General features: G+C 63.5%; 23 protein-coding genes. 6 read left to right on the top strand and 17 right to left on the bottom strand.

What is annotated here, in order from left to right:
• The first annotated feature begins 6 nt into the window (after positions 1 to 6).
• On the top strand, positions 7 to 471 hold the full coding sequence (locus tag BLW25_RS03110) for a hypothetical protein (RefSeq protein WP_143040429.1): 465 nt from the start codon (positions 7 to 9) through the stop codon (positions 469 to 471).
• A 45-nt stretch (positions 472 to 516) separates the two neighbouring features.
• Here BLW25_RS03110 and BLW25_RS03105 read toward each other — a convergent pair whose 3' ends face one another.
• From BLW25_RS03105 to BLW25_RS03095, 3 genes are read right to left on the bottom strand one after another with little or no spacing between them, the layout of a single operon-like run.
• Entirely contained in the window at positions 517 to 843 is a 327-nt protein-coding gene (locus tag BLW25_RS03105; RefSeq protein WP_092896253.1) for an immunity 53 family protein, read from the bottom strand.
• On the bottom strand, positions 840 to 2,072 hold the full coding sequence (locus BLW25_RS03100) for a DegT/DnrJ/EryC1/StrS family aminotransferase (protein ID WP_092896251.1): 1,233 nt from the start codon (positions 2,070 to 2,072) through the stop codon (positions 840 to 842). Before BLW25_RS03100 ends, BLW25_RS03105 begins: the two co-directional genes overlap by 4 nt.
• Positions 2,069 to 3,373: a TCR/Tet family MFS transporter gene (locus BLW25_RS03095; RefSeq protein ID WP_092896249.1), complete on the bottom strand. Its 1,305-nt coding sequence runs from the start codon at positions 3,371 to 3,373 to the stop codon at positions 2,069 to 2,071. The genes BLW25_RS03100 and BLW25_RS03095 overlap by 4 nt, the downstream gene beginning before the upstream one ends.
• A gap of 168 nt (positions 3,374 to 3,541) precedes the next feature.
• Here BLW25_RS03095 and BLW25_RS23860 point away from each other — a divergent pair, with 168 nt between their 5' ends.
• On the top strand, positions 3,542 to 3,766 hold the full coding sequence (locus BLW25_RS23860) for a hypothetical protein (protein ID WP_143040428.1): 225 nt from the start codon (positions 3,542 to 3,544) through the stop codon (positions 3,764 to 3,766).
• Between the two features lie 2,019 nt (positions 3,767 to 5,785).
• Here the strand turns inward: BLW25_RS23860 and ptsP are convergent.
• The 3 genes from ptsP to BLW25_RS03070 form a co-directional block, all read right to left on the bottom strand.
• Entirely contained in the window at positions 5,786 to 8,029 is a 2,244-nt protein-coding gene (gene ptsP / locus BLW25_RS03080; RefSeq protein ID WP_092896243.1) for a phosphoenolpyruvate--protein phosphotransferase, read from the bottom strand.
• 176 nt (positions 8,030 to 8,205) lie between these two features.
• On the bottom strand, positions 8,206 to 8,625 hold the full coding sequence (locus BLW25_RS03075; protein WP_092896241.1) for a hypothetical protein: 420 nt from the start codon (positions 8,623 to 8,625) through the stop codon (positions 8,206 to 8,208).
• Between the two features lie 69 nt (positions 8,626 to 8,694).
• Positions 8,695 to 9,954, bottom strand: a complete 1,260-nt coding sequence (locus BLW25_RS03070; RefSeq protein ID WP_092896239.1) for an aspartate kinase — start codon at positions 9,952 to 9,954, stop codon at positions 8,695 to 8,697.
• A gap of 273 nt (positions 9,955 to 10,227) precedes the next feature.
• Between BLW25_RS03070 and BLW25_RS03065 the strand changes: the two genes are divergently transcribed.
• Both BLW25_RS03065 and BLW25_RS03060 read left to right on the top strand, forming a co-directional pair.
• A complete protein-coding gene (locus BLW25_RS03065) occupies positions 10,228 to 11,124 on the top strand; it encodes an S-methyl-5'-thioadenosine phosphorylase (protein WP_092901420.1) in 897 nt (298 codons plus the stop codon).
• A gap of 32 nt (positions 11,125 to 11,156) precedes the next feature.
• Positions 11,157 to 11,690, top strand: coding sequence for an adenine phosphoribosyltransferase (locus BLW25_RS03060; RefSeq protein WP_092896237.1), 534 nt, complete (start codon positions 11,157 to 11,159; stop codon positions 11,688 to 11,690).
• Between the two features lie 17 nt (positions 11,691 to 11,707).
• On the opposite strand, the gene BLW25_RS03055 is transcribed toward BLW25_RS03060, so the two are convergent.
• The 10 genes from BLW25_RS03055 to coxB all read right to left on the bottom strand — a co-directional run bounded on the left by BLW25_RS03055 (position 11,708) and on the right by coxB (position 21,190).
• Positions 11,708 to 13,120, bottom strand: a complete 1,413-nt coding sequence (locus BLW25_RS03055) for an FAD-binding oxidoreductase (protein ID WP_092896235.1) — start codon at positions 13,118 to 13,120, stop codon at positions 11,708 to 11,710.
• A gap of 122 nt (positions 13,121 to 13,242) precedes the next feature.
• Entirely contained in the window at positions 13,243 to 13,833 is a 591-nt protein-coding gene (locus tag BLW25_RS03050; RefSeq protein ID WP_092896233.1) for a GNAT family N-acetyltransferase, read from the bottom strand.
• Positions 13,833 to 15,092, bottom strand: coding sequence for a M16 family metallopeptidase (locus tag BLW25_RS03045; RefSeq protein ID WP_092896231.1), 1,260 nt, complete (start codon positions 15,090 to 15,092; stop codon positions 13,833 to 13,835). Before BLW25_RS03045 ends, BLW25_RS03050 begins: the two co-directional genes overlap by 1 nt.
• Positions 15,093 to 15,263: 171 nt before the next feature.
• On the bottom strand, positions 15,264 to 16,658 hold the full coding sequence (gene thrC / locus BLW25_RS03040) for a threonine synthase (RefSeq protein ID WP_092896229.1): 1,395 nt from the start codon (positions 16,656 to 16,658) through the stop codon (positions 15,264 to 15,266).
• 12 nt (positions 16,659 to 16,670) lie between these two features.
• A complete protein-coding gene (locus BLW25_RS03035) occupies positions 16,671 to 17,336 on the bottom strand; it encodes an SURF1 family protein (protein ID WP_092896227.1) in 666 nt (221 codons plus the stop codon).
• A gap of 84 nt (positions 17,337 to 17,420) precedes the next feature.
• Entirely contained in the window at positions 17,421 to 18,287 is an 867-nt protein-coding gene (locus tag BLW25_RS03030) for a cytochrome c oxidase subunit 3 (RefSeq protein ID WP_092896225.1), read from the bottom strand.
• 96 nt (positions 18,288 to 18,383) lie between these two features.
• Positions 18,384 to 18,992 (bottom strand): cytochrome c oxidase assembly protein, encoded by a 609-nt coding sequence (locus tag BLW25_RS03025; RefSeq protein ID WP_092896223.1) that lies wholly within the window; start codon positions 18,990 to 18,992, stop codon positions 18,384 to 18,386.
• On the bottom strand, positions 18,989 to 19,201 hold the full coding sequence (locus BLW25_RS03020) for a hypothetical protein (RefSeq protein WP_092896221.1): 213 nt from the start codon (positions 19,199 to 19,201) through the stop codon (positions 18,989 to 18,991). The genes BLW25_RS03025 and BLW25_RS03020 overlap by 4 nt, the downstream gene beginning before the upstream one ends.
• Before the next feature lie 3 nt (positions 19,202 to 19,204).
• Positions 19,205 to 20,149 carry a heme o synthase gene (gene cyoE / locus BLW25_RS03015; RefSeq protein ID WP_092896219.1) on the bottom strand — a complete coding sequence of 315 codons (945 nt, stop codon included), beginning with the start codon at positions 20,147 to 20,149 and terminating at the stop codon, positions 19,205 to 19,207.
• Between the two features lie 81 nt (positions 20,150 to 20,230).
• Positions 20,231 to 21,190: a cytochrome c oxidase subunit II gene (coxB, locus tag BLW25_RS03010; RefSeq protein WP_092896217.1), complete on the bottom strand. Its 960-nt coding sequence runs from the start codon at positions 21,188 to 21,190 to the stop codon at positions 20,231 to 20,233.
• Between the two features lie 184 nt (positions 21,191 to 21,374).
• Here coxB and tldD point away from each other — a divergent pair, with 184 nt between their 5' ends.
• Positions 21,375 to 22,799: a metalloprotease TldD gene (gene tldD, locus BLW25_RS03005; RefSeq protein ID WP_092896215.1), complete on the top strand. Its 1,425-nt coding sequence runs from the start codon at positions 21,375 to 21,377 to the stop codon at positions 22,797 to 22,799.
• 159 nt (positions 22,800 to 22,958) lie between these two features.
• Positions 22,959 to 23,399, top strand: a complete 441-nt coding sequence (locus tag BLW25_RS03000; RefSeq protein ID WP_143040427.1) for a hypothetical protein — start codon at positions 22,959 to 22,961, stop codon at positions 23,397 to 23,399.
• A gap of 21 nt (positions 23,400 to 23,420) precedes the next feature.
• Here BLW25_RS03000 and murD read toward each other — a convergent pair whose 3' ends face one another.
• A complete protein-coding gene (gene murD, locus BLW25_RS02995) occupies positions 23,421 to 24,827 on the bottom strand; it encodes a UDP-N-acetylmuramoyl-L-alanine--D-glutamate ligase (RefSeq protein WP_092901417.1) in 1,407 nt (468 codons plus the stop codon).
• Between the last annotated feature and the right edge of the window lie 109 nt (positions 24,828 to 24,936).

The raw sequence follows: 24,936 nt of genomic DNA, 5'->3' as shown, positions 1-24,936 counted from the left end.
ATCGCAATGTCTTCCCCTCTCCGGAACCGTCCCCTGCGGCTACATCGTGCCGCCCCCGTCATGGCCCTGCTGACAGGCTTTGCCCTCAGCCTCTCGCCGGCCCTCGCGCAGGGGATTTGCGGGATCAGCATCAGGGCGCTGCAGGAGAGCCTGGTGCTCTTTGGCGAAAGCTATCAGATCGCCCCCGATATTGATTGCGAGACCGAGGCTACGCTGCCCGCGCACCGGTTGATGTGCGACAGCCTCTATGAGGACGAGCAGGAGCTCTGGCTGATGGGCAATCTCGATGACGCGGCCTGGGTCTATGCGCTGGAAAACGCAACCGGCATCGAGACCGATCACAGCAATCCGTCCCGCGATGAGAGCTTTATCGCCGCCCGCGATGCCTGCACCACCGAAGCCTGCCTGTGCGAGGCGCTGATCGGGCACACCAATGCCTCACTTGGCGGCGAGAGCCCCTACCTGCGGTAAGGCAGGGGCAACGGGACATGGGTCACCGGATCACTGGCGCCCCGATCAGCCGGGGCGGCTTTCGGCCCAGTCGCGGAATATCCCGAGAACCCGGCCGAGATCGAAGACGCCACAGGCACCGCGAAACTCGCCGGAAGCGACCTGGCAGTCATGCCAGCGCGTCTTCGGGTCTCCATCGCCGCCCATCGTCTCGCCCGAACCGGTCGCTGTAAAGGCCCGCGCCTCCAGCTCTGTCCCCGTCAGGCTGACCGTCACCATCCAGCCGGGATTGTCGAGCGTCTCAATGCGAATGCCGTCCTGATGTTCCCAATCCCCGTCACATTGCAACCCGTACCAGTTGGCAAGCCAGGCGAGATGGTCAGGATCCCTCATTCGATGACCGGGGCCTCGCCTGCATCGAGATGCCCGGCCTGGCCGGTGATCAGCACCTCTTCGCGGATGATGCGGGCGATCAGTGCCGCGTCCTCCACCGAAAAAGTCAGCGGCAGCCGCATATCCGCAAGGCCGGCAAGGATGCGGTCGGTATTCGGGCAATGCTGTTCGCCTGCATAGCGCCAATGCGGATAGCGCGAGGTGAAGGCGACCGGCTCTTCCACCCCAAACCATTTCAGCTCCACCCCCCGCGCGACGCAACGCGATAGCAGCATCCCGATCCGCGCGGCCTCCCAGCCGGGAAGCGCAAACTGAAAGGACGATCCGACATGGCGCTCGGCCGCGGGGCGCCGGATCAGTCTGAGGCCGGGCGTATTGGCAAGGCCCCGCTCCATCGTCTCGTAAAGCGCGGTCCAGCGGGCGCGGCGTTCTGCCAGCAGCGCGACCTGGGGCCGCAGGATCGCCGCGCGCAGATTGTCCATCCGCCCCGAGACATTCGGGATATCAAGCCTGATATCCTTAAACGCTTCGGGCCCGGGCGCGGCGCGGTGCCGGGCATAAAGCATATAACTGCCTGACAGCAGGACCATTTTTGCCGCGATATCCGCGTCATCCGTGATCAGGAGCCCGCCTTCGCCGGAATTCATATGCTTATAGGTCTGGGTCGAATAGCAGCCGATCAGGCCATGCCGCCCCGAGGCGACCCCGTTCCATTCCGCCCCCATCGTATGGGCGCAATCCTCGATCACGATCAGGCCCAGTTCGCCACAAAGCGCCATCAGCGCCTCCATATCGCAGCTATGGCCACGCATATGCGACAAAAGCAGGATGCGCGCGCCGGTCGCCCGGGCCTTCGCAGCCAGATCGTCGAAATCCAGCACCAGGTCTTCGGTGATCTCGACAAAAACCGGATGGCCCCCTGCCGCCTGAACAGCGCCTGGAACCGGCGCGAGCGTGAAGGCATTGGTCAGAACCGCCGCGCCCTGCTCCAGCCCCGCGGCGCGAAGCGCGCAGCCCATCGCATAGCCGCCGGACGCCACCCCGAGGCAATAACGCGCGCCGGTGAAAGCCGCGAATTCTTCCTCAAGCAGCGCGGCTTCGGCGATCTCGTCGCCCAGGGTATTGTAGCGATGCAGCCGCCCGTGGCGCAAAACCGCCAGCGCCGCTTCGATACCCGCCTCCGGGATCGGCTCTTGCTGGGTGAAACTGCCGCTGAACCGCTCGCTCATTTTTCCGCTGCCTTCCCTGTGGCACTCCGCACCGTTGTCCCTGTCAGCCATATGAACAGCACAAGCGCAAGCGCGAGGCAGCCGCCGGCCACCCAATAGGCCACATCCGGCGATTGCCATTCGCGGCCCCCGGCCATGAAATGTCCGAAGATCTGCGAGAAGAAAACCGTGCCGAAGAGCATGGCGATATTGGTGATGGCCGAAATCCCGCCCTGCAGTTCGCCCTGCGCGTTTTCGGGCACCTGGCGGGACATGATCGCCATGATCATCGGATGGACAAAGCCCTCGGGGCCATGGACAAACATCAGCACCACGACCACGCCCAGCCCGCCTGCAAGCCCGTAACCGGTCGCGGCGATGGTGGCGCAGACGAGGCCAATCAGCGCCGTGCGGTGCTCGCCGAACCGGCGCACAAAGATCCCGGTCAGCCCGCCCTGGAACCCCGCCATCACAAGGCCGAACACTGCCAGCGTCAGGCCGACCATGCCCTCGGTCCAGCCGAATTTCGCCATGCCCCAGAAGGTCCAGATCGCGGGATAGACCGACGAGGCGAAGAAGAAGACGAACAGCACCGCGCAAAGTGGCACAGCCCCCGGATAGGTGCGAAAGACCCGGAAGGCGCCAAAGGGATTGGCGCGCGCCAGCTCGAACCTGCGGCGTTTGTCACGGCCGAGGCTTTCTGGCAGCACGAACCAGCCATAGGTGAAATTCAGGAACGAGACGCAGGCGGCCACGATAAAGGGAATGCGGGTGCCGATCTCTCCCAGCAGGCCGCCGATCGCCGGCCCGATCACAAAGCCCACACCAAAGGCCGCGCCCATCAGCCCGAAGGCGCGGGCGCGGTCTTCGGGCGCGGTCACATCGGCGATATAGGCATTGGCGATGACCCAGCTCGAACCGCAGACCCCGGCAAGCACCCGCCCGACAAAGAGCCAGAACAGGGTCGGCGCCCAGGCCGAAAGCAGGAAATCCGCCCCCAGCCCGAACACCGCGAGCAACAGAAGCGGCCTTCGGCCAAAACGGTCGGACAGGTTCCCCGCCAGCGGCGAGCAGATGAATTGCGAGACCGCAAAGGCCGCAAACATCCAGCCCCCGATCTCTGAGGCGCGGTCAAGGCCGACATGCCCCACCTCTTCGATCAGCCGCGGCAGAACCGGCATGATGATGCCAAAGCCGATCATGTCCAGAAAGACCGTAATCAGAACAAAGGTAACCGCATGTTTCGATGCGGATCCGGGCAATGGCTGCGAGGATTGGGCGGGCGCGGGTTCGGCGGCAGAAGTCTGGCTGTCGGCAGGCATATCACACCAGGGCGAGAGAGGGCGCCGGAAAGGGCCAGGCGCAGGCGCCAGACCCTGCCCCCACGTCTCTGTTTTGTCAAATCACCGCAGGATGACGGTTTTCGTCATTGGACACGTCTCCGCCCGCCCTGCGAGATCTGCGGCCAGAATACAGGAAAGGTTCTCCCGATGCGCTTCGCCCGTTCCCGCCTCTCCCGCCCCGCGCGCCGCCATCGCGGCTTTCTCCGCCTTCTCGCCCTGGCGATGGCGTCTTCGCTGATGCTGGGCTTTGCCGTGCCGGTCAAAGCCGACCTGGTGATCCAGAGCCGTGCCGCCCGGGCACCGCATTGCGCCGCACTCCTGTGCATCGCCCAGGAAGGTAATTCCCCCCATTCTAGCGGGATTCCGGCGTAAACTTCACGCCGCCATCTTCAGTTGTCCTGAAGAGGTGTATGGTCGCCGGTTCCAATGTTCGACCGATCATTGGTCATGGGTTGCCCCCCCTCCTGACGGCAGTTTTGTACCATAGTGATCCGGACGGGATCGGGAGGAACCAATAAGAACGAGGTCTCAACCCTCGGCGTTGCCCCCGGAAAACAGGTCTTTCAACCGCCGGGAGCGACAGCGGGCGAGGTCATGTCGCACAAGAAGCTCTCGCGAAGGCCGCCGATGCCGTTGCATGTCGCTCTGGTCAGCCGGATGGCGCGTAGTGTCTGGGCAATGATGGTGAAAAGCGGGACATACCGGGCTCCGGCAGCAACAGCGCAAAGCCGGGCATTCGCCGCAAGGCTCTGGGGCGAAAGAAGGCAGAGAGGTCTGGCGCTACGATGGTGAGCCGGGATCACAGAACCCGATTACAACAAAGTGCTACCGCGCAGGCCGCGCTGTCTGGGGATCTGATCCGCGAAGATCAAACGGGGACGCGACATCTGCAAGGTCGCATCCTGACGCCGGGCCCGTCTCTGCACCCGACGACGCGCCAATCCGAACTTGCAACTCCCTCCAGCTCCAGGGGAGTTTATATATGGTGCAGGCCCAAGGCCGTTGCGCGGCAAAACTCTGTGCCACACCGCTGCTTTCTATGAAAATAGTGGTCCGGCCGTTTCTGGAGGGCAATGCGGTTGCAGCGCTCGGTGCAGGCGTTCCGCCGGGGCTGTCCTGGTTAGACAGGCCAGCTGGCGAGGCCCTGCGCCGACGCCCGGATCAGCAAATTGCCACTGATGTATTCCCGACCCTTTGCGCCACGTTTTGTGGCAGGCTTGATGCGCCAGCCGATGACCCGATCGGCGGGCCGTGAAACGTCGGCTTCGATCCTCCGACTCACGCGGTTGACGATGTCCAGACCGTCCGGCGACCTGAATCGACGCCCATCACCGATGGCGATCCCCCACGTAGCGCAGGCCCGCGAAGCAAAACCATCGGTGACATAAGGTTTGGTGCTTGCGGCACGCTGCACATGTCCGGCTTGTCCCGTTTGATGCCTCGCCCCGGCCTGATCCGGCCGCGGTCAATTCCATCTCGCACAAGATCCTACGCAACCGCTTCTGGGCCTGACAGGCCCGCAGACAATGCGCAGTGCGCGGAAGCAGGTCTCACTGAAGGCGAACCTTGGCAGGCCAGCGCAATGCAGTCAACCTTCCCTCGCCCCCCGCAGCCTTCGCCAGTGGTCTCGAACTGATGGCGCCGCGCCGCCTCATCTTGGCGTTGAGCGGGCCGCGTGTTGTTTTTCCAGCAGCTTCCCCTTTCCTCAAGGGGCCTCCCAGAGCAGGTCCGTCGGCATGGCGAGGTCCACAGACCATGCGTTTGAGCCGCCGGTGCTCGTCTTCCGATGCCATCATCCGGATCCTCATGGAAGCGTTCATGGCGCCATAGCTCGCACGCCAAATGCAAGAGCTCGCGCCGCTGATCTCTTGCCCGCGACACAGCTCCGCCGCCCTCGGCCTCGCGCAGCCCGGCAAGGATCTGCGGCTCGATGAAACCGGTCTTCCTCATTCGAACCGCCTCGGCTCAGGCAGCGAGAAACCTGCTGTCACCTCCCCTTAACCAAGGGGAGGATTCCCGGCGGAACTATCCCGGGCCGGCTATATATCGCGCGCCGCTTACAGCGGGGCACTGGCCGCCTCGGTCCGGATGCCGTCATTGTCCCCGGCACGGGGGAGCAGAAAGTCCAGGCCAGCGTTTCGCGAAACCACTCCGCCACAAGACCATGCCGCAGCTTATCACGGAATTCGACGGGCACACGCCCAGGTGCGGCAGGACCTTCTTATGATCAGCCACAATAGTCCTGAACCTGCATCCCGCGCCATTGCGGCTCCGGCTTCCCCGCAGCCATTTTCATCTGTCCTTAAATATCCCGGGGGGAGAGCGGCCCTGGCCGCGAGGGGGGCTGGCCCCCCCCCCCTTTCCCGGGTGCCGCCTGCTCCACCCTTCTGGTCAGGTCGGCTGCGTCGCCAGCCAGGCCATCAGCCGCGGCCGGATCGTTTCATCCCCCGCCGCACGCCCCGCTTCGATCACTGCCCGCACCTCGCCCAGATCGACACTGCGGATCAGCGCCTTGACCGGCCCAACCGAGGCCGGCCGCATCGACAGCGACCGGAAACCAAGCGCCGCCAGAACCAGTGCCTCAACCGGCCGCCCGGCATCCTCGCCACAAAATGACAAGGGCGTCGCAGTTTCGGCGCAGCGCGCGATAATCTGCTCGAGGAAGGTCAGGAAACTGACATTCAGCGTGTCATAGCGTTTGCGCACCCGTTCATTCTCGCGATCTGCCGCAAAGAAGAACTGTTTCAGGTCATTGCCCCCGACCGAGACAAAATCCACCTGATCAAAAAACGCCCTCGGCGCGAAGGCGAGCGAAGGCGTCTCGCACATAGCGCCGATCTCAAGCGTCTCCGGCACCGGATGACCCAGCGATTTCTCACGGTGGATCTCGCCCAGGACCTGGGCGCGCGCCTGCATGAACTCGCCATATTCCGCGACGAAGGGGAACATCACGGTCAGAGGCCGCCCCGCCGCCGCCCGGATCAGCGCCTGCATCTGCATACGCAAAACGCCCGGCTTATCCAGCCCCACCCGGATCGCGCGCCAGCCCATTGCCGGGTTCGGCTCGTCATTCGGCTTCATATAGGGCAGGACCTTGTCCGACCCGATATCGAGCGTCCTGAACGCGACCCGCCGTCCGCCGGCCGCCTCCAGCACGCGGGTATAAAGCGAGGCGAGCTCGGCCCGTTTCGGCATCTTGTTGCGGATCAGGAACTGCAATTCTGTCCGGAACAGCCCGACCCCTTCGGCACCCGATCCCTCAAGGCTCGGCAGATCCGCCATCAGCCCGGCATTCATATGCAAAGAGATCACCGCACCGCATTTTGCCTGGGCCGGCAGGCCTTTCAGCGAGGCGTAACGTTTCTGGGCTTCGGCCTGCATGGCGATTTTGTCCCGGAAGGCGCGCGAAACGGTCTCATCGGGCCGAAGATGCACGATACCCTGATCACCATCCACCAGGATGTTATCACCATTAAGTGCCTCGGCACTGATCCTTTCGGCATGGATCACCAGCGGGATCGCCAGAGCGCGCGCGACAATCGCGGCATGAGAGCCGACCGAGCCCTCCTCCAGCACCACGCCTTTCAGCCGGCGACCATATTCCAGCAGTTCCGCCGGGCCGATATTGCGGGCAATCAGGATCGGGTTTTCCGGCATCGCCGCCCCGGTATCCGCGCCCTGGCCGGTCAGGATCCTGAGAAGCCGGTTCGACAGATCATCAAGATCCTGCAGGCGTTCGCGCAAATATGCATCCGGCACCTGTTCCAGCCGCGCCCGCGCCGCCGATTGTTCCTTTTCAACCGCCGCCTCGGCCGAAAGGCCCAGGGTGATGTCTTCCTCCATCCGCTTCAGCCAGCCGCGCGAATGGGCGAACATGCGATAGGCTTCCAGGACCTGCTTCTGGTCCTTGTCAAGCTGCTCGGCCTCCAGCAGATCATCGATCGAAATGCGGAGCTGCCCCACCGCATTGCGGATCCGGTCGATTTCCAGCAAAGGATCATCGGCGACCGGGTTGGTCACCACCACCCGCGGCTCATGCAGCCAGACCCTGCCCTCGGAAGCGCCCTCCTGGCCCGAGGTGCCGCGAAACATCAGCGACTGGCGGTGGATCGGACGCCCGCCGCCATCATCGCCGGCAAAGGCGCCCAGTTCCGTCATCTCGGCGAGCACCATGGCCACCACTTCCAGCGCATCCAGCTCGTCCTCGGAAAACACCCGCGCCTCTTTCGACTGCACGACCAGCACGCCCAGCTTCTCACCCACCCGCTGCAACGGCACGCCGAGGAAAGACGAAAAGATCTCTTCGCCGGTCTCGGGCATGAAACGGAAGCCTTTTTCCGCGGGCGCATCGGCGGTGTTCACCGGCAGACCGGTGCGCGCCACGCGCCCCACCAGCCCCTCGCCCAGCCGCATCCGCGTCTTGTGGACGGCGGATTTCTTCAGCCCTTCGGTGGCGAACAGTTCAAGCGTTTCCTCATCGCGGAAAAGATAGATCGAACAGACCTCGGTCGCCATAGAATCGGCGATCAGATGGGTGATGCGATCCAGCCTGTCCTGGCCTTTTCCAGGCATGGCCAGCACATCGCGCAACCGCCGCAGCAGCCTGCGGCTCTCACTCTCGGTCCGTTCGGGCATGATCGGGGCGCGACCTCCGGTTTCAGGAATTGCGAAGCGTCTGCGCCCCTTAGACCACATGATTGCGGGAAACGGAACGGTTGCTCGACGCCGCAGCGCAGCGAGTGACCGGGAGAGCCTGAATAAGGGGCAGATCACAGGCTGTGCAGCCGGGCAGACCCGCGCGGCGACCGGCGTCAGCGCAGCCTGACAAAGGCGCGATAAAAGTTCTGCGCGCCACCGCTGACCAGCATCCGCACCGGATAGGCATCCCGGCGCATACCAATGACAGAGGCGCTTGCCTCCACATTGCGCAGACCGGCGGGGGATTGCTGGTTGACCATGGTACTATAGCGCCCACCCGCCGCGTCCTGGCAGAAAATCACGCCCTGGCGCACATTGCCGCGTATCGTCACATAGGGTGCGCCCAGATAATTGGTGCCGCTGGAAACCTGACCGCCTGCACCGGTTACGCTGCAACTGCTGCCTTTGCCGCCGCCATTCATGGTAAAGGTAAAGACCTGCTGGTTGCGATCAGCACCCAAACCGGAGCTTCCATCCGGGCCGATACAGGCCGCAAGCGTCAAAACGGCTGCAATCCCTGAGAATTTCTTCATAAATTCACCATATATGAAAAAGCCGCACCGGACCGGTGCGGCTTCAGTAACTCATTCCTGCCTGATGCCTCAGGCCTTTTCCAGCTCGAAAGCGTCATGGAGCGCCTGAACGGCCAGCTCCAGATATTTCCGGTCGATCAGCACCGAGATCTTGATCTCAGAGGTCGCGATGACCTTGATATTGATCCCTTCCGCCGCCAGCGCCTTGAAGGTGCGCGCGGCAACTCCGGCATGGCTGCGCATCCCGATACCCACAACCGAGACCTTGGCCACATCGGTGTCGATGATCAGCTCGTCATAGGCGATCTCGCCGCGTGCCTTCGCCTCTTCCATCGCCTTTTTGGCGCGCTCGACCTGGTTGATCGGGCAGGAGAAGGTCATATCGGTGACGGCACCGCTATGGCGCTCGTCATAGTCCTTTTCCGAGATATTCTGGACGATCATGTCCACATTGACCCCGGCCTCCGCCAGCGGGCCAAAGATCGCCTGGGCCACGCCCGGACGGTCTTCGATGGTGAACAGGGTGATTTTCGCCTCTTCACGCGAGAAGGCGACGCCGCTTACGACTTTCGATTCCATGATTTCCTCCTCGTCACAGACCAGGGTTCCAGAGTTCTCGTCGGTATCCTCGAAGGAGGACAGCACACGCAGGCGCACCTTGTAGCGCATCGCCAGCTCAACCGAACGGGTCTGCAGGACTTTCGCGCCGAGAGATGCCAGTTCCAGCATTTCCTCAAAGGCGATCTTGTCGAGCTTCTTCGCCTTCGAGCTCACGCGCGGGTCGGTGGTATAGACGCCATCAACATCGGTATAGATGTCGCAGCGCTCGGCCCCGAAAGCGGCGGCAAAGGCAACAGCAGTCGTGTCCGAGCCGCCCCGGCCCAGCGTGGTGATCCGCCCCTCGGGCGAGATCCCCTGGAAGCCCGCAACCACGGCAACTTTGAAACCTTCGGCGAATTTCGCATCAAGGTTTTCGCGCGGGATCGAAACGAACCGCGCCGAGCTATGCGCCGATGTGGTGTTGATCGGCACCTGCCAGCCCTGCCAGGAACGCGCGGGCACGCCCATTTCCTGCAGGCGCAGCGCCATCAGCCCGGCGGTGACATTCTCGCCCGAAGCCACAACCGCATCATATTCGCGCGCGTCATAAAGCTTTGAAGTACCCTCGACCCAGCCGACCAGTTCATTGGTCTTGCCGGACATCGCGCTGACAATGACGATCACGTCATAGCCGCGTTCGACCTCTTTTTGCACCTTCTTCGCGGCATTCGCGATACGGTCGATATCGGCGACGGATGTGCCCCCGAATTTCATTACCAGAAGCGGCATCTGCACCCCCCCGAGGCCCTTTTGGGGCTCTGCCCAAAGGCGGGGTCACAATCACCCGCCAAAATCGTCGGTTTCCTATAACCCGGGCGCGCCAGGCGCAAGGGGCTGGCGGCATTTCCCGATGGGAATCGTCGGATGCCTCCGGCGGAACTATTTTCTTCAGGAGGAAGTTGATCTTCCGCTGACCCGAATACCCGGATCCCTTGTGCAGGATCTCTTGCCGCAATGCGGCAGGGGCGCTAGCTTTTGGCCGGCATCAGGAAGGACAAAGATATGCAGGATATTACCGGGCAGACCACAACCGGTCACACCATGATCGGCGTCATCGGCGGCTCGGGTGTCTATCAGATCGACGGGCTGGAGGGGGCTTCATGGGTCACCGTCACAACGCCCTGGGGGGCGCCGTCGGATGAAATCCTGGTCGGGCGGCTCGGCGGGCTGCCGATTGCCTTCCTGCCCCGGCACGGGCGCGGCCATGTCCACAGCCCGTCCTCGGTGCCATATCGTGCCAATATCGATGCGCTGAAGCGGATCGGCTGCACCGATATCCTGGCCGTCTCGGCGGTGGGATCACTGCGCGAGGACCGTGCACCGGGGGAGTTTGTGCTGGTGGACCAGTTCATCGACCGCACCTTCGCCCGCGAAAAAAGCTTCTTCGGCGAAGGGCTCGTGGCCCATGTCGGCTTTGCCCATCCGACCTGTGCGCGGCTTGGCGATCTGGTGGCGGAGACGGCGCTGTCTGCGGGAATCACGCTCCATCGCGGTGCCACCTATATCGCGATGGAAGGACCGCAATTCTCGACCCTGGCCGAAAGCCGGCTTTACCGGCAATGGGGCGCCGATGTGATCGGCATGACCGCGATGCCCGAGGCAAAGCTCGCCCGCGAGGCAGAGCTTTGCTATGCGAGCCTCGCCATGGTGACCGATTACGATTGCTGGCATCCCGACCATGATGCGGTGGATGTGGCGGCGGTGATCGCGACGCTGACCGGCAATGCCGCCAAAGCGCGCGAGGTCGTGGCCGCATTGCCGGCGGCGCTTGGCACCGGCCGGGCGCCCTGCCCCTGCGGCTGTGACCAGGCGCTGCAGACCGCGCTGATGACGGCCCCTGCGAAACGTGACCCAAAGCTGGTGGCGAAGCTTGACGCGGTCGCCGGCCGCCTGTTGTAAGCTGGTCGCCTGCTGTAACCGGAAGACCAGAGATGCAAAAAACCGTCCGCGACTATATCCGCACCATTGTCGATTTCCCGCATGAAGGGATCCTGTTTCGCGATGTGACCACGCTCTTCGCCGATCCGCGCGGCTTTCGCATGTGTGTGGACCAGCTGCTCGCGCCCTGGGCCGGGATGCGGATCGACAAGGTGGTGGGGCTAGAGGCGCGCGGCTTCATCCTTGGTGGCGCGGTGGCGCATCAGCTTTCGACCGGTTTTGTCCCGGTGCGCAAAAAGGGCAAATTGCCCGGGCAGACCATAAGTCAGGCCTATCAGCTGGAATATGGCGAGGCGGTGGTCGAGATCCATGAGGATGCGCTTCTGGCCGGCGAGCGGGTGCTGGTGGTCGATGACCTTCTGGCCACCGGCGGCACAGCGGCGGCCGGGATTTCGCTGATCGAACGGCTCGGCGCCGAGGTGATCGGCTGTGCTTTCGTGGTCGATCTGCCCGATCTGGGCGGGCGCAAAAAGCTCGAGGCGCTCGGGATGGATGTCCGTTGCCTTTGCGCCTTTGAGGGTCTGTGACGCGCACCGACGCGCGCTCAGAGCGGCAGCACCGCACCAGGATTGAGAATGCCTTTCGGGTCAAGCGCCGTCTTGATCCGGCGCATCGTCGCCAGTCGGCCGGGATCGCCGTAACGCTGCAGGTCTCCGGTTTTCAGCCGCCCGATGCCATGTTCGGCCGATATGCTGCCCCCGGCCGCGTCAACCATCTGATGCACCAGATCTGACAGCGCCGGCGCCTGCCCCGCATAGTCACTGCGGCTGCGGCCTTTGGCGGGAAACAGGTTGAAATGCAGATTTCCATCGCCGAGATGGCCAAAGCAATTGATCCTTACATCCGCCATTCCTGTCAGGCGACCGCTGGCCTCCCGGATGAAATCCGGGATTGCTCCGGGCGGCAGCGACACATCATGGCTGGAAATCGAGCCAAGGCGGCGATTTGCGTCGGGAATGGTCTCGCGCAGGGCCCAGAGATGGTCGGCCTGGGCTTCGGACGTCGCGATCACACCATCGAGCACAAGTCCGAGTTCGGCGCCCTGTTCGTACAGGCCCGCCATTGCGGCCTCTGCGTCAACTGCGCCGGGAAGGCCCAGTTCGATCAGCACCAGCCAGTCAGGCAGCGGATCAAAGGGCGCGCGCAGATCAAACCCGGTTTCGGCAAGAAAATCGAACCCTGCACGTGACATCAGTTCGAACCCGGATACCAGACCGCCCAGATCTGCCTCGGAAAGCCGGAGCAGCGCCTGCGCCGCTTCGGGGGATGACACGGCCAGCATGGCGACCACACGCTTTTTCGGGGTCGGGAACAGGCGCAGACTGGCGGCGGTGATCACGGCAAGACTGCCTTCCGAACCCACGATCAGATCGCGCAGATCATAGCCGGTATTGTCCTTCCGGAGCCGCCTGAGCCCGGAAATCACTTCACCACTGGCCAGCACCGCCTCGATCCCGAGGCACAGTTCGCGGGCGGTGCCATAGCGCAGCACCTGGGTGCCACCGGCATTGGTCGCAAGATTGCCGCCGATCGTGGCCGTGCCTTCGGAGGCCAGCGAGAGCGGGAAGATCCGGCCGGCGGCGCGGGCTGCTTCCTGAACGGCAGCGAGCGTCATCCCGGCTTCAACGGTGATGCTGTTCTCATCTGGCCAGATACCGCGCAGGCCCGCCATCGCTTCAAGAGACAGGATCAGCGGCACAGGCCCCTCGGGCATGACCTGACCCGACACCAGCCCGGTGCCGCCCCCCCAGGGCAGAACGGACACCGAAGCCGCATTGCAGGCAGCAAGGATCTGCGAGACTTCCTCGCGGCTTTTCGGGACCGCAAGCGGCCCGGGCCGGCCCTGCCATTTGCCGCGCGGCTCGGTCAGATGCCGCGGCTCTGCCGCACGCAGGCGCCCCTCGGGCAAATGCGACCTGAGCCGCCCGATAAAAGCCTCATCCGCCGGATTGAGCAAAACCCCGTCTCCTCTTCCCGCCGGCGCCCCCGTCGCGCGCCCGATTTCTGTACAGAAATCGGTCCGGAGTTTTTGAAAAACTCCGGCAGCGCGTCATGGCAGCGTTCCGGCATTGGCCAGTCTCAGGCTGGCCCCACATCTGTCCGCCCGCGCCGGTCCGCGCGCAGAGCGGAGTAAAGCACATGGTTGCGCCAGCGCCCGTTGATCTGCAGATAGGCCTGCGCCACACCCTCATATTTGAAGCCGGTCTTCTCCAGCACCCCGCGTGAGGCCAGATTCTCCGGCAGGCAGGCCGCCTCGATCCGGCTCAGATCCATCCGGGTGAAGGCGTGATGCACAACGCCCAGGATCGCCTCCCGCATTAGGCCCTGGCGCGCATAAGCTTCGCCCACCCAATATCCCAGCGTCCCGGTCTGCGCCGGTCCCCGGCGGATATTGTCGAGCGTGATCGAGCCGACGATGCGCTGATCCTCGCGCCGCAGCATGACAAGGGGCAGCGCGCTTCCCTGCGCCTCGGCGCGCCGCGCCCAATATACCCTGCCCGAGAAACTGCGCCGCGAGAGATGCTGATCCGACCAGACCGGCTCCCAGGGTTTCAAAAACCCCTCGCTTTCGGCGCGCAGCGCGCTCCATTGCCGCCAGTCATCATGGATCGGCAGGCGCAGCGTCATCCTCTCGGTCTCGATCCTGACCCTGCGCGCCAGGCCAAGCATTATGCCCGCATCCCTGCCATCATATCCGCAAGCGAGGGCGCACGGGAAATCGGTCCATAGACCGCCACCGCCGCCTGCCCTTGCAAGACCCGCGCGCCCTGCGCGCGCACCGCCTCAAGGCTGACCGTTCCGATCTTCGAAACCGCTTCGTCGAGATCGGGAACCCGGTCCCAGATGGCGAGCAGCCGGGCATTGCGCTCGGCGCGCGAGGACGGGCTTTCCAGCCCCATCACCAGCCCCGCCGTCAGTTGCGCCTTTGCCCGCGCGACCTCTGCCTCTGACATATCCTCTGCCGAACGCCTCAGTTCCTGAACGGTCAGTTCGGCCAGTTCCCCGATCTCGGCCGCCGAAGTCCCGGCATAAATGGTGACGTGGCCGGTATCCTCATAGGCGGCCGGCTGTGCGTGGATCGAATAGCAAAGCCCGCGCTCCTCACGAATCTTCTGGAACAGACGCGAGGACATGCCGCCGCCCATCGCCGTGGTCCAGACCTGCGAGGCCCAGACCTCGGGATCGCGAAAGCCCGGCGCTTCGAGGTTGAGCGCGAAATGCGCCTGTTCGAGATCTTTTTCTTCCCGTCTTTCGCCGGCAGTAAACCGGGCGGGCTCGGGCGCGTCGGCCCCGACCGCGGCAAGCCCGCCAAAGAGGGCCTCGGCGCGGTGCAGGATCTCAGCATGGCTGATGCCGCCCGCTGCCGAAAGGATCATCCGGTCCGGCCCGTAATGGCGCGCGACAAAACCGAGGAAATCCTCGCGCCCGAAGGCCGAGACCCGCTCTTCCGGCCCCAGAATGGTGCGGCCGAACGCCTGACCGGGATAACTGACCTCATGCAGCCAGTCGAAAATGACATCATCGGGCGTGTCATTGGATTGCCCGATCTCCTGCAGGATCACATGGCGTTCGGTCTCGATATCATCCGGATTGAACAGCGGATTGAGGACGATATCCGCGATCACCTCCAGCGCGCGCGGCACGTCTTCCGACAGGCAGCGCGCGTAATAGGCGGTCATCTCGCGTGAGGTATAGGCGTTGATATAACCGCCGACATCCTCGATCTCCTCGGCGATCCGCAGCGCGGACCTCGAGGGCGTGCCCTTAAAGGCCATATGTTCCAGAAAATGCGCAACCCCGTTCTGAGCCACACTTTCGTGCCGCCCCCCGGCACCAACCCAGATCCCCACCGAGGCCGATTTCAGGCCAGGCATGGATTCGGTCACAATGCGAAATCCGTTGGAAAGCGTATGGATCTGGACGGTCAAGGCTGGTTCCGTTCACAAGCGGGACAATCGGGGCGTCTTACACCCGGGGCAAGCATGAGAAAAGGGGGCGCTGCCCCCTCTGCCTTACGGCAGCCTCCCCCGGAATATTTGCATCAGGAGGAGATCGCGGCCTCCTCCTGACTCAGATACTCCTGCCGGAGGCATCCGCATTCAGCCAAGCCTGGCGCGGATCAGGGTTTTCAGCGCCTCAAGATCATTTGGCACCCGGGTCACGCGCTCGGGCCGGTCAAAGAGATCGGCCATGCGCGGCGGCAGGCCCGGGCGGATGCCAGTGGCCTTTGCCACGGCATCGGGAAACTTCGCGGGATGCGCGGTTGCAAGCGTCACCATCGGCACCTCCGGGTTGTGCCTTTGCTGCACTGTTCCGACACTCACGCCCACGGCGGAATGCGGGCAGAGGAGCTCGCCCGTCTCGGCCAGCATCGTGGCGATGGTCTCATAGGTCCCCGCCTCGTCCACCGCGCCGCTGTCATAGACATTGGTCAATGCCGTCATAGCGTTTTGCGACAGGGAAAAACCGCCATTGGTCGAGAGCTCTGCCATCAGCTCGCGGATCGCGGCACCATCCCTGCCATGCGCCCAGAACAGCGCACGCTCGAAATTCGACGAGACCTCGATATCCATCGACGGGCTGATCGTCGGCACGACGCCATGTTTGGTATAGGCGCCGGTCTCCATGCATCGATGCAGGATGTCGTTTTCATTGGTGGCGATCACCAGCCGTTTGATCGGCAGCCCCATTTCGCGCGCGATAAAGCCCGCGAAAACATCGCCGAAATTGCCGGTCGGCACGGTGAAGCTGATCTCGCGATCCGGGCTGCCAAGCGCGAGCGCAGCATGGAAGTAATAGACCACCTGGGCCAGCACCCGCGCCCAGTTGATCGAATTCACCCCCGCGAGACGGACGCCGTCACGGAAGTCGAAATCGTTGAACATATCCTTCAGCCGGGCCTGGCAATCGTCGAAATCACCCTCCACCGCGAGCGCATGGACATTGGCCTCAGACGGCGTCGTCATCTGGCGGCGCTGCACTTCCGAGACGCGGCCATGCGGGAAGAGAATGAAGACATCTACATTCTTCAGGCCCCGGAAGGCCTCGATCGCGGCCGAACCGGTATCGCCGGAGGTCGCGCCGACGATGGTGATGCGTTCGCCGGTTTTGGCCAGAGCCGCCTGCATCATCTGGCCGATGATCTGCATCGCGAAATCTTTGAACGCCAGCGTCGGGCCGTGGAACAGTTCCATCAGGAAATGGTTGGGGCCAAGCTGCACCAGCGGCGCGCGGGCATTATGGCCGAAACCGGCATAGGCCTTTGCCAGCAGGGCACGGAATTCATCATCCGCAAAGAAATCGCCGATGAACGGCTTCATCACCCGGAAGGCGAGATCCTCGTAAGAGAGGCCGCGCAAGGACGCGATGCCCTCATGGGTGAAATGTGGCACGGTCTCGGGGACGTAAAGGCCGCCATCGCGGGCGAGGCCCGTCATCATCGCTTCGCCGAAACCGAGAACCGGCGCCTGGCCGCGTGTCGAGATATATCGCATGAGTACCGCCCTTCAGACCTTGCGCGCCCTGATACGCCAGAGCCAGTAGAGTGTCATCCCCGCCCAGACAAGGGCCAGACCGAACCAGGTCACCGCATAACCGAGATGATCATTGCGGAAAGCCGCCGTTGCCGGCTGCGCGGTGACGCCGTCGCCGGTATCCGTGCTTGCGATCACCATGACCTTTTCGGTCCCGAGATACGCCGCCATCGCCTCTACATCGCGGCCGAACCAGAGATTGGCCGCTGTATCGGGCGCGGGTGTCGATGAGGTCATGTCATCGGGCCAGTTCAGATTGCCGGTGATGCTGGCCGCGTGACCGGGGCGCAGGGTCTTGCGCGCGGTTTCCGGCACATAGCCGCGGTCGATCATGATCCGCCGGCCGTCTTCGGTCACGAAAGCGGTGATGATGCGGTAGCCCGGCCCCTGATCGCGGGTCGAGGTCAGGACATGCGCCTCATCCTGGGTAAAGCTGCCGGCAACGGTGACGGGACGGTAGCGGTCACGCGCGGGGTCAGGCTGCTGCGGCAGCGCCACCGGGGCTTCGGCCATCATCGCGGCCGCCTCGGCGATCATCGCCTCCTTCCAGTCAAGCCGCTCCAGCTGCCACAGCCCGAGCCGGACAAGCACCCCGGTGCCGAGAACGCCGATCACCAGCGCGAAAAGGATCTGCCGCATCGGGGCCTCCTGTTGGTCTTCGGGAACGGAAAACGCGGGCTCCGTTCCGGGAGCCCGCGCCAGGATCAGTCACAATGGCGGGGCTTACTGGCCCCAGACATAGATCACGAAGAAGAGGAAGAGCCAGACCACATCGACGAAGTGCCAGTACCAGGCCGCAGCCTCGAAGCCGACATGGTTCGCCTGGGTGAAATGGCCGTTCACCGCGCGCATCAGGCAGACGAAGAGGAAGATCGTCCCCATGATTACGTGGAAGCCGTGGAAGCCGGTCGCCATGTAGAAAGCGCCACCATAGACCGAAGGCGCGCCTTCGGCGTTATTGGCGAAGCCAAAGGCGGCATGGCTGTATTCATAGGCCTGCAGGAAGGTGAAGATCACCCCGAGCGCAACCCCGATGATCAGCCCGTTGATCATGTCCTTGCGGTTGTTTTCATGCGTCAGGGCATGGTGGGCCCAGGTAACGGCACAGCCCGACAGAAGCAGGATCAGCGTGTTGATGAAGGGCAGATGCCAGGGATCAAAGGTCTCGATGCCGGCGGGCGGCCAGGTGCCATCGACCCAGGGGTAGCCTTCGGTCAGCGGGAAGAGCTTGATCTTGAAGAAGGCCCAGAACCAGGCCGAGAAGAACATCACTTCGGACATGATGAACAGGATCATGCCATAGCGCAGGCCGATGCGGACGACCGGGGTATGGTCACCGGTCTGGCCTTCATTGGTCATCGCCGAGAACCAGCCGAACATGCAGTAAAGCACCATCGCAAGGCCGATCAGGAAGACCCAGGGATTATGGGCGGTGGCTTTGAGAAGCGCGCTGCTGGTCTCAAGCACCTCGACCCGGGCGCCCTGCCAGAGCACACCGCCGAACAGCATGATGAAGGCGCCGACCGCAAGCGCGAAAGGCCAGATCGACGGTGGCAGAATATGGTAATCGTGGTTCTTTGCGTGGGCCATGGCCGGTATCCGTTCCCTCGTATCCTTTAACAGGCGTCTTATTTCAGTTTCGTAAATTCAGCACGCCGCCCGGGCGCGCCGTCTCTCACGTCTGTCTCAATTGGCTGCGACGGCGGGTGCCGTCTCTGCCGCTGCCGGGCTGACCTCTGACGCCGCATAGCCATCAGGCACGGGCGTCGTGTGGAACGTATAGCTCAGCGTAATTTCTTTCAGCACCTTGCCTTCGGGATCATCCATGATCGACGGATCGACATAGAAGCTCACCGGCATCATCACCCGCTCGCCGGGTTTCAGCACCTGCTGTTCAAAGCAGAAGCAATGCACTTTGACGAAATAGCCACCCGCCGCATAGGGGGCGACATTATAGCTCGCAGTCCCGGCGGTGACGGTGTCGAGCGGGTTATAGGCCTCGTAAAAGGCCAGCGCATTCTCGCCGATCTTCACCTTCATCTCGGTCAGCTCGGGGCGAAACTCCCAGGGCATGCCCGAAGCGCGCGAGGCGTCAAAGCGGATGGTGATCTCGCGGTCGATCATTGCGGAAGACGGCTCAGGCGCCACAAGCACCGTGCCGCCAAAGCCCGTTACCCGGCAGAACCAGTCGTAAAACGGTACTGCGGCGAATGACAGACCCAGCATCACCGGCACCACCCCCGCAAGGATCAGACCGGTTTTCTTATGCTGACGTCCGGGCTGAGGACCGCTCATTGTGCTGCCTCCCCTGCCGGGGCTGAGGGGGCAGCCACCGCGCGCTCCGCGACCGGCACATGGTCAAAGCCCTGCACCGGCTCGCCGCGCTGGATTTTCACCATGGTCAGAACGAAGACCAGCACGACGAAGGCAAGCAGCAGCCCCGCCACGCCGACATTGCGGCCAAAGCGCCGTTTGTGAAGTTCATGTGTGGGTTGCAGCGCCATGTCTCACCAGCCTCCGAGACCATAGGGGCGCAAAGCCGCCTCGGCCAGGAATGCACCGAAATGCAGGAAAAGATAAAGAATCGAGAAGGCGAAGAAGCGCTTCTCGACGCGGTAGCCATCGGCCTCGGCCGTGTCCTCGTCACGACGCCAGATCATCACCGCGCCGATGAGGAAGATCGCGTTCAGGATCAGCGCCACCGCCAGCGTCAGCGGTCCCCCGATCGACGTCATCGCGGCCCAGAGCGGCACCGGGGTCAGAAGAAGCGTATAGACGATGATATGGGCACGGGTCGATTTCTTGCCGTGGGTCACTGTCAGCATCGGCACTTTGGCCTTGGAATAGTCGCTGTTGATGAACAGCGCCAGCGCCCAGAAATGCGGCGGCGTCCACATGAAGATCAGCGCGAACATCAGCACGGCCTCAAGCCCGACCGAGCCCGTCGCCGCCACCCAGCCGATCATCGGAGGGAATGCGCCAGCCGCGCCGCCGATCACGATATTCTGCGGCGTCCAGCGTTTCAGCCACATCGTATAGATGACGGCATAGAAGAAGATCGTGAAGGCCAGCAGCCCCGCCGCCAGCCAGTTGGTCGCAAGCCCCAGCATCAGCACGGAAAGCACCGACATCGACAGCCCGATCCCGAGCGCCTCGCCCGGCTCGACCCGGCCCGAGGGGACAGGGCGCGACTGGGTGCGCCGCATCACTGCGTCGATATCGGCATCCCACCACATATTCAGCGCGCCCGAGGCTCCGGCGCCAAGTGCGATGAAGAGAATGGCCGAAAACGCCTCGACCGGGTGCAGATGCACCGGCGCGACCAGCAGCCCGACCAGCGCGGTAAAGACCACCAGCGACATGACGCGCGGCTTCAGCAGCTGCACGTAATCGCCGAAACTGCCCTCACCAGGCGCGCGGTCTGCACGCTCATATGAGCCGGTATCGCTCATTTCATTCCACCTTCACCTTGCGCAAAGAGGCCGTGGCTGTCGCCCGGCCCCTGCCCTGGGGTTCATTCTGCCGCAGATGTCTCAGTTCGACGCGAGCGAAACCGAGGCATCCGCTGCCGGCGTATTGGCCAGCACGACTTCGCCCGTCGCGGCCGCTTCTTTCGCCCAGGCGTCATAGGCCTGCTGCGAGACAACCTTGACCGTGATCGGCATATAGGCGTGGTCCTTGCCGCACAGTTCCGAACACTGACCAAAGAAGATGCCTTCGCGGTCGGCTTCAAACCATGCCAGCGCGATACGGCCCGGGACAGCATCCTGTTTCACCGCGAAAGCCGGGATGGTCCAGGAGTGGATCACGTCCGAGCCGGTGATTTGCAGCAGGATCTTTTTGTTCACCGGCACCACCATCGCGGTATCGGTCGCCAGAAGGAACTGGTCTTTGGTATAGCCTGCGCGCTCCAGCCCTTCGATCGCATCGGCGGTCAGGGTGCCATTGCCGACCAGCTTGCGCCCGTCTTCCAGCGTCTGATCCCAGGCATTGCCACCGATCATGAAGCTGCCAAAGGCAAGCGCCGAGCCGCTTTCATCCAGGATCTGCGGATATTCGTAGCTCCAGTTCCACTGGTTGCCGGTGATCTTGATGACCACATCGCCTTCCGGGAAGGTCTGCTGTTTCTTCAGCGCCGGCATCGAATAGACGCCGATCACGATCAGAATGATGATCGGGACCAGGGTCCATGCGATTTCCAGCGGCGTGTTATGGGTGAATTTGCGCGGCACCGGATTCGACCGGCTGTTGAAGCGCAGGATCACGATCAGCAAAAGCGCCATCACGAAGATGGTCACGACCGTGATGATCCACAAAACCATATCGTCGAGGAAGTGCTTGTCATGCGCCAGCTCGGTCGCGGCGGTCTGGAAATTCACCCCCCGGTCGACAGGCTGTCCAATGATTTCAAGGGTCTGTGCCATGGCCGACCCGGAGGCCAGTGCCGCAAAACCTGCAAGGGCAGCGCCCTTCAGAGTGGTGATCACACGCATGTCTCGTCCCGCTTCTGGGTGCGGCCTGTTGCCGCTGCCTTGAGGAAACCCTGCCCCTCCTGTCACGAAGCGGTGAGGAATCCCATTGTTTCCGCTGTCGTTCAAACCATATTGGGCGCAGGACGACAAGAGAAACCATGATGTCGCAGCCCGGCCTGGTTGACCTGAATCAAGGACATACCCAATGAGCACCGCCCCTTTCCGCCCTTTCGAGGAAAAACTCGACGAGTCTGCCGCACTTGGCCTGTTGCGTGAGGCAACCGCGGGCGCCGATGACGGCGAGTTGTTTCTGGAGCGCCGGCGGGGCGAGAGCCTCGTTTTAGACGATGGCCGCATCCGCAATGCCAGCTATGATGCAAGCGAGGGGTTCGGTCTGCGCGCCGTCCGGGGCGAGGTCGCGGGCTATGCCCATTCGACGGAAATCTCGGAACATGCGCTCAGGCGCGCGGTCGGCACGGCACGGCTGGCGGTAGGGGATGGCGGCGGTGTGCTCGCCCCCCCTCCCCCGGGCACCAATCACCATCTCTACCGGGCGGTTGACCCGCTGGAGGACACATCCTTCGCCGGCAAAATCGACATCCTGAAAGAGATCGACGCTTTTGCCCGCGACCAGGATGCACGTGTGGTCCAGGTTTCAGCCTCGCTGTCCGCGAGCCTGCAGGAGGTCGAGATCCTGCGCCCCGAAGGCCTGCGGCTGTCAGACATCCGCCCAATGGCGCGGCTCAATGTCTCGGTGATCCTTGAGGAAAACGGCCGGCGCGAGAGCGGTTCTTCGGGCGGGGGTGGCCGGCATGGTCTGGCAGAATTGCTGGCACCCGCAAACTGGAAGGCGGCCATCACCGAGGCGATCCGCATCGCCCGGGTGAATCTGACGGCGGTGCCGGCACCGGCTGGGATGATGGATGTGGTGCTGGGCCCGGGCTGGCCGGGGATCCTCCTCCATGAAGCGATCGGCCATGGGCTTGAGGGCGATTTCAACCGCAAACAGACCTCGGCATTTGCCGGGCTGATGGGCAGGCAAATCGCGTCCAAAGGGGTGACCGTGCTCGATGACGGCACGCTCCCGGACCGGCGTGGCTCGCTGACCTTCGATGATGAGGGCACGCCCTCGGGTAAAAACGTGCTGATCGAGGATGGGGTGCTGGTCGGCTATATGCAGGACCGTCAGAACGCGCGGCTGATGGGTGTGGCCCCCACCGGCAACGGGCGGCGCGAAAGCTATGCCCATATCCCGATGCCGCGCATGACCAATACCTATATGCTTTCGGGCAAGGATGATCCGGCGGCGGTTCTGGCCGATCTGAAAGACGGGATCTGGGCGGTGGGGTTCGGCGGCGGCCAGGTCGATATCACCTCCGGCAAATTCGTGTTCAGCTGCACCGAGGCCTACCGGGTCAGGAATGGCCAGGTCGGTGAGGCAATCCGGGGGGCCACGCTGATCGGTGACGGGGCGACCGCGCTGAAGGGCATCCGCGCCATCGGCAATGATCTGCAGCTTGACCCCGGCATCGGCAATTGCGGCAAGGCCGGGCAATGGGTGCCGGTGGGCGTGGGTCAGCCGACGCTGATGATCGGCGGGCTGACAATCGGAGGCCAGAAGGCGGGCTGAAGCGGCGACAGGATCATGCGGCGGCGTCTCTATGCGGCGACGGGCCATCTGCGCCCGTCGAAAAACCCGGCCTGACATCGCCGGGCCGTTATGGCACTGTCAGTGCAGCGGATCGGTCAGGGCGCCAGTAACAGTGACAGTGATTTCGGAGAGCGTAACGTGAGCCTTTTCGTGTCTGCCCCGCGCGGGATGCGTCTTATCGGGGCGAAGACGCTGACCCTCACCACGCTGGCCTGGTGCCTGGTGCCGTCCCTGGTCGGTGGTATCGGCTGGATCCTCATGGATCTGGCTGTAGGGCCAGGCGCCGGTCAAAGTCCCGGCCAGAGCGGCGGCCCGGACCAATCCGCACTCCAGATGCTGTTTTACCTGCTTTTTCTCTCACCGCTGATCCTGGGCCCCTTCTGGGTGGCCATCGGCATCGGCACGGCGATGTTATGCAAATACGGGGCTTATGGCTCATTGAGCGCCGTGATCTGGGGCGCATTCCTTGGCGGCGGCGCGGCAATGACCACGGGCATCCTGACGCTGATCGCAATTGGTGCGGTTCTTGCAACCTTTCACCGCTTCACGCTGGCGCTGCTCAGACCAAACGCGTTCTGAGGGCGGCAAAGCCCATCAGGGCTAAGCGATCCCTGGCAGCGCCCGCACGATCCGGGTGAAATCCTCGCCGCGTTTTTCGAAATTCGGATATTGGTCGAAACTCGCCGCGGCGGGTGCAAGCAGCACCACCTCGCCCGGCTCTGCCTCTTCCGCCGCACGGGTGACCGCGCGCTCCATCGTCTCGCAGATCTCATGCGGGGTCTGGCCGATCTGCAGCGCGAAATCGCGGGCGGAATGGCCAATCAGATAGGCCTTCACCACAGGGGCAAGATCCGGCGCGAGGCTCGCAATGCCGCCATCCTTGCCCATCCCGCCCGCGATCCAGCGAATTTTCGGGAAGGCGCGCAGCGCCATTGCGGCGCTGTCGACATTGGTGGCCTTTGAATCGTTGATGAATTTCACCCCTGCCCGCTCGCCCACCAGCTGGCTGCGATGGGGAAGGCCTGCGAAAGAGTGCAAAGCCCCTTCTATGAGTTTCGGCGCAAGCCCCAGGGTCCGCGCCACCGCCCAGGCCGCACAGGCATTCTGGTGGTTATGTGCGCCCGGCAGGCCGGAAATGCCGCGCAGATCCACAGATGCCATCTGCCGCCCGCGCCGCCATTCCGCCAGAAAGCCTTTGCGCGCGAAAACCGACCAGGCAAAGCCCTCGAGCTTTTGCCCCGACGATACCCGGATCACCCGGTCATCGCCCGGCCCCTGCGCCATCTGCCCGGCAAGAAACCGCCCCTCGTCCTCATCGACACCGATCACCGCACGATCCGGCCCGCCCTCGGCGAAAAGCCGGCGCTTGGCCGCGAAATAGCCGCCCATGCCGCCATGGCGGTCCAGATGGTCGGGCGAGAGATTGGTGAAAACCGCCACATCCGGCGTCAGCGCGCGCGCCAGATCGGTCTGGTAGGAGGAAAGCTCCAGCACCAGCACCTCGCCATCACGTGGCGGGTCGATCGACAACACGCCCTTCCCGATATTGCCGGCCATCTGGGTCGGGCGGCCCGCGACTTCGAGAATATGATGGATCAGCGCCGTGGTGGTCGATTTCCCGTTCGAGCCGGTGACGCAGACAACTTTGGGGACCTGGTCGAATTCTTCCCATTCGCCCCCACCCCAGGACTGGAAGAAAAGGCCGATATCATTGTCGACCGGCACCCCGAGCTCGAGCGCGCGGGCGATGATCGGATTGGGGTGCGGGTAGAGATGCGGGATCCCGGGCGAAGTCACAAGGCAGGCCACACCTTCGAGGGCCGCATTGCGCGTCAGATCGGTAAGGGCAAAGCCCTCGGCCTCGGCCAGCCCGCGCGATTCGGGGCTGTCATCCCATAGCAGCGCCTCGGCGCCGCCCGCGATCAGGGCCCGGGCCGTGGCAAGGCCAGACCGCCCCAGCCCCAGAACCGCAACCTTCTGCCCCTGATAGCCACGTACCGCAATCATCTCTGCCGCCTGCCATTTCTGCCCCGCCCCCGTCGCCGGAAGGGCGCCATTTTCCGCATCCGACAATGCGCCAGTGCCCAGTCAGGCGCAAGATGGCGCCCCGGTGAGC

The organism is Rhodobacter sp. 24-YEA-8 (assembly GCF_900105075.1).
Taxonomy (GTDB): domain Bacteria; phylum Pseudomonadota; class Alphaproteobacteria; order Rhodobacterales; family Rhodobacteraceae; genus Pseudogemmobacter.
The sequence above is the reverse complement of the archived record's forward strand: the minus strand, read 5'-3'. Positions and strand labels throughout refer to the sequence as shown.

What these genes read in the sequence shown, in the direction of transcription:
- BLW25_RS03110 (WP_143040429.1), top strand. Translation starts at nt 7, where the DNA reads ATGTCTTCCCCTCTCCGGAACCGTCCCCTGCGGCTACATCGTGCCGCC.
- BLW25_RS03105 (WP_092896253.1), bottom strand. Translation starts at nt 843, where the DNA reads ATGAGGGATCCTGACCATCTCGCCTGGCTTGCCAACTGGTACGGGTTG.
- BLW25_RS03100 (WP_092896251.1), bottom strand. Translation starts at nt 2,072, where the DNA reads ATGAGCGAGCGGTTCAGCGGCAGTTTCACCCAGCAAGAGCCGATCCCG.
- BLW25_RS03095 (WP_092896249.1), bottom strand. Translation starts at nt 3,373, where the DNA reads ATGCCTGCCGACAGCCAGACTTCTGCCGCCGAACCCGCGCCCGCCCAA.
- BLW25_RS23860 (WP_143040428.1), top strand. Translation starts at nt 3,542, where the DNA reads ATGCGCTTCGCCCGTTCCCGCCTCTCCCGCCCCGCGCGCCGCCATCGC.
- ptsP (WP_092896243.1), bottom strand. Translation starts at nt 8,029, where the DNA reads ATGCCCGAACGGACCGAGAGTGAGAGCCGCAGGCTGCTGCGGCGGTTG.
- BLW25_RS03075 (WP_092896241.1), bottom strand. Translation starts at nt 8,625, where the DNA reads ATGAAGAAATTCTCAGGGATTGCAGCCGTTTTGACGCTTGCGGCCTGT.
- BLW25_RS03070 (WP_092896239.1), bottom strand. Translation starts at nt 9,954, where the DNA reads ATGCCGCTTCTGGTAATGAAATTCGGGGGCACATCCGTCGCCGATATC.
- BLW25_RS03065 (WP_092901420.1), top strand. Translation starts at nt 10,228, where the DNA reads ATGCAGGATATTACCGGGCAGACCACAACCGGTCACACCATGATCGGC.
- BLW25_RS03060 (WP_092896237.1), top strand. Translation starts at nt 11,157, where the DNA reads ATGCAAAAAACCGTCCGCGACTATATCCGCACCATTGTCGATTTCCCG.
- BLW25_RS03050 (WP_092896233.1), bottom strand. Translation starts at nt 13,833, where the DNA reads ATGCTTGGCCTGGCGCGCAGGGTCAGGATCGAGACCGAGAGGATGACG.
- thrC (WP_092896229.1), bottom strand. Translation starts at nt 16,658, where the DNA reads ATGCGATATATCTCGACACGCGGCCAGGCGCCGGTTCTCGGTTTCGGC.
- BLW25_RS03035 (WP_092896227.1), bottom strand. Translation starts at nt 17,336, where the DNA reads ATGCGGCAGATCCTTTTCGCGCTGGTGATCGGCGTTCTCGGCACCGGG.
- BLW25_RS03030 (WP_092896225.1), bottom strand. Translation starts at nt 18,287, where the DNA reads ATGGCCCACGCAAAGAACCACGATTACCATATTCTGCCACCGTCGATC.
- BLW25_RS03025 (WP_092896223.1), bottom strand. Translation starts at nt 18,992, where the DNA reads ATGAGCGGTCCTCAGCCCGGACGTCAGCATAAGAAAACCGGTCTGATC.
- BLW25_RS03020 (WP_092896221.1), bottom strand. Translation starts at nt 19,201, where the DNA reads ATGGCGCTGCAACCCACACATGAACTTCACAAACGGCGCTTTGGCCGC.
- cyoE (WP_092896219.1), bottom strand. Translation starts at nt 20,149, where the DNA reads ATGAGCGATACCGGCTCATATGAGCGTGCAGACCGCGCGCCTGGTGAG.
- coxB (WP_092896217.1), bottom strand. Translation starts at nt 21,190, where the DNA reads ATGCGTGTGATCACCACTCTGAAGGGCGCTGCCCTTGCAGGTTTTGCG.
- tldD (WP_092896215.1), top strand. Translation starts at nt 21,375, where the DNA reads ATGAGCACCGCCCCTTTCCGCCCTTTCGAGGAAAAACTCGACGAGTCT.
- murD (WP_092901417.1), bottom strand. Translation starts at nt 24,827, where the DNA reads ATGATTGCGGTACGTGGCTATCAGGGGCAGAAGGTTGCGGTTCTGGGG.